Here is a 1,766-nt window from a genome sequence, read left to right on the forward strand (position 1 = left end):
CCGAAGGCCCGCGGAGGCCGTCAGGCCGGAGTCAGCGACGCGAAGCGGAGCGTATCAGCCACAGCGGCGCCTGAGCGTCATAGACCCCTGAGAAACGGTTTTAACCTGCTAGGTCGATGAAGAACTTAACAGAAGTGATAATGTGACTAGGAAGGTGTTGCAGCACCTTCCCGGGTCTTGTCCTGCTGACGTAAGGTTTGTTGATGCTCCTGGTGGGCGCATCAGTAATCATTCTAGACCCGGGAAGAATAATAACGTTTCGAGTGAGCACCAGCGGCCTGAGTCTCTTGGTCGTCGGGATGGGATGCAGCCCCGGTCAACCGTCCCCGGGGGGGTCGGTGGTGGGGACGGGCGAGGGCTTGCCCCGCCCGGCCCCGGGTCCCTCTCTTGGCATCTTAAGACTAATTGTTACAAACCCGGAATGAGCCGGAATTCCCGGGACATCGCCGCGTTCCGGGAATATCTGGAATTTACGGGTAAACTGACCCTAGACCTGACCCTCTACGACATGGAAAAGCGGGAAACGGTTATCCTGCACTTGCCCTACACGCATCGCTGGCACGTGAAATACCGCAACCGAACGCTCGCCCGGTTCTACAAGTTCAACGAGTGGTGGATCTCCCAGGGAAGACCTCCTCTTACCCTTCTCACGCTGACTACATACCAGGACGGCGCGCACTCCCGCGACCAGGTAGGCGGCTACACCATCGAAGAGAGCTTCGAGGTTCTCAAAACATCCTGGGATAAGCTCCGGAAGATGCTTCGGAACCGGATACTCTGCCGTTCGTTTGACTACCTCTGGACGATGGAACCGCACCAGACTGGATACCCTCACCTGCATGTGGCAATCGTCGCCGAACTTGAGGACTGGCAGAAAGAGAAAACGAAGATCCTCTGGAACGATTACCGGGCAGGCTCCTACGAACACGGTGCGCAGTTTGAAGATAGCTGCCTGGACGCTAAAGGCGACATCAAGAACGCCGGCTTCTACCTCTTCAAATACCTGGGAAAAGGGTTCTGCATTGATCCGGAACAGATGAGCCCTGGAGAACTCCGGTTCAACGCGCAACTCTGGAAACACGGGTGGCGTCAGTGGGGTGCTTCTCGGGGTATCAGCAAGGTGATGAAACTTGATTCCCAGGACAGCGACCGGTTCCGGTTCCTGGAGGCCGGGGTGTCGATGACCGGATGGGAGACAACCTTCCGCGAGGCAACCGCCGAACAGAAACAGGCTATTCTAGACGAATTAGAACAAATGAGGCATAACTATGAACTTCTTTGAACGAAAGGTTTGGTACGACTCGGACGGGATACCCCATCCGGTCTTTAAGGTTCTCGAACAGGACGAAGAAGGCTGCTTGCACGACACCGGGGTAATTCACTCGATGGGGATAGACTGCGAGGAGGCCGAAAGGATGAGCGACATATTCCACGTGCGTGAAGACGATCCTCTTCACCAGGCGACCTGGCACGCGAAACCCTCTCGCCGCTCCCGGTCTCGACGTTGACCAGGCTTCCCGGACACATGCCCCGCAGTGGGGAGGCTTGCCCCTCCCCACAAGGGCTATCGCCATTGCCAAGGGCCGAAGGCCCGCGGAGGCCGTCAGGCCGGAGTCAGCGACGCGAAGCGGAGCGTATCAGCCACAGCGGCGCCTGAGCGTCATAGACCCCTGAGAAACAGTTTTAACCTGCTAGGTCGATGAAGAACTTAACAGAAGTGATAATGTGACTAGGAAGGTGTTGCAACACCTTCCCGGGTCTTGTCC

The 1,766-nt window shown here is 57.1% G+C and carries 1 protein-coding gene; it reads left to right on the plus strand.

The window, feature by feature from the left end; all coding sequences use genetic code 11:
- Positions 1–142 precede the first annotated feature (142 nt).
- Positions 143–1,282, plus strand: a complete 1,140-nt coding sequence (locus tag ACE4YL_RS10255; RefSeq protein ID WP_461369610.1) for a rolling circle replication-associated protein — start codon at positions 143–145, stop codon at positions 1,280–1,282.
- Positions 1,283–1,766: the final 484 nt, after the last annotated feature.

Source organism: Candidatus Darwinibacter acetoxidans (assembly GCF_041936445.1).
GTDB lineage: Bacteria > Bacillota > Limnochordia > Darwinibacteriales > Darwinibacteriaceae > DTU010.